2 protein-coding genes are annotated in these 1,541 nt (G+C 46.9%); both read left to right on the forward strand.

The window, feature by feature from the left end:
- Positions 1 to 55: 55 nt before the first annotated feature.
- Positions 56 to 841 (forward strand): AraC family transcriptional regulator, encoded by a 786-nt coding sequence (locus tag ACFRAK_RS28515; RefSeq protein WP_394573119.1) that lies wholly within the window; start codon positions 56 to 58, stop codon positions 839 to 841.
- Positions 842 to 912: 71 nt separating this feature from the next.
- Positions 913 to 1,275: a VOC family protein gene (locus ACFRAK_RS28520; protein ID WP_023959170.1), complete on the forward strand. Its 363-nt coding sequence runs from the start codon at positions 913 to 915 to the stop codon at positions 1,273 to 1,275.
- Positions 1,276 to 1,541 lie beyond the last annotated feature (266 nt).

A 1,541-nucleotide genomic window follows, 5' to 3' on the forward strand; every position in this document is an offset into this window, starting at 1 on the left:
CAAGTTGCCTTTACGTTAATAACCAAATATAAAAACACCAAGTTGGTGATCCCTAATGAATGATGAACATAGAGGTACCGTACAGCAAACCATTGAATATATGAAGGAACATCTGGATGAGCCTATGACAACCCGGCAGCTTGCCGATCTCGCGGGGTATAGCCCCTTCCATTTCTCCAGAGTATTTAAGCAGGTAACCGGCATCTCGGTCAGGCAATACCTGTCTGCGCTGCGGGTGGAATCCGGTAAAAGCGAACTGCTTAAACGGCCCTCCCTGCTTGTCAAAATCGGAATGAATATCGGTTTATCCAGTCCGGGCACCTTCAATACCCGGTTTAAGCAGTTTGTCGGTCTCTCTCCCAAACGATTCCGATCCACATCCGAATCCCTGCATCAATATGTCAATCAATATGAGAACAAACCACTGCATTGGACAGAGGAAGAACAGAACGTCCTCCCCCGAATCCATTGCCAGATTGAAGCTCCCGAAACGTTCCGCGGCATGATCTATATCGGGCTGTTCCCAAGGCCCGTTCCCGATCAGAAGCCTATAACCGGTACGGCTGTTAATCTTAGAAACCGGTCCTGCATACTGACCCGCATCCCAGCAGGCACGTATTATGTGCTGGCAGCCGGCATTCCCTGGAGCCTGAATCCCCGGGATTATTTTCTGCTGAACAAATCCTTACGCGGCAAGCTCGATACCCCCGTGCATATTGAAGAGTCCACCGAGCTTTCAGTGAAGATCACCTTACGGGAGCCTTTGCCCTTCGATCCCCCGATTGTTGTCAATCTGCCTCTGCTATTGTTCGAGAAGGATCGGAATGACAGCGCAAAGTAGAAGAATTTCCGGATAGCGCGTCCCTTTATAATGAGTCTGTGAAATCAATTAAACAGAGGAGTGGGCTGTATATGCCAAATTTATGCGTTCTATCGATTAATGTGAGTGATATGGATCAAGCCAAGCAGTTTTATTGCGACATCCTGGGATTTGAAATTTCTAAAATATATGATGAAGAGATCATCAGTTTGAAAAATGAGGGCCTCTCCCTTATCCTGCAAAAATGCGGCCGCGTAACCAAAACCGAGTACCCGCATGAGGCGCAGGTTATTATCGGAATCGAAACCGCTGATGTAAGCGCTGCGATATCGAATTATAAATCGCAGGGCGTTGAGGTGATATTTGATACGCCACAGCCTTGCCCTCCCGGTCTGTACAGCGCAATTCGGGACCCGTTCGGCAATGTGATTGAACTGCTTGAATTTACGGAGTAACCGTTGTTCTATACAATGTGATAATCCCCCCATAGGATACGCTGCTTGTAGCAGGGTATCTTTTATTTTTTGCTGTGGACCTGTCCCCGTGCTTTCCTTGAAATTCTCTGTTACGGTTTAATCCGATACGGGTAAGAACATATTAATGTCAACCTCTGAACGCGTCAGATCGATAGATTAGGAATTACAGGTTTCGGAAATAATAGGTGCTCGAACTGATACACTAACTACACAAGGGGAAATTCATATGGATCTTACACCGGAAC

The sequence above is a fragment of the Peribacillus sp. NPDC056705 genome (genome assembly GCF_043656335.1).

Coding starts and splice junctions, on each gene's coding strand:
- ACFRAK_RS28515 (WP_394573119.1), top strand. CDS start 56: ATGAATGATGAACATAGAGGTACCGTACAGCAAACCATTGAATATATG.
- ACFRAK_RS28520 (WP_023959170.1), top strand. CDS start 913: ATGCCAAATTTATGCGTTCTATCGATTAATGTGAGTGATATGGATCAA.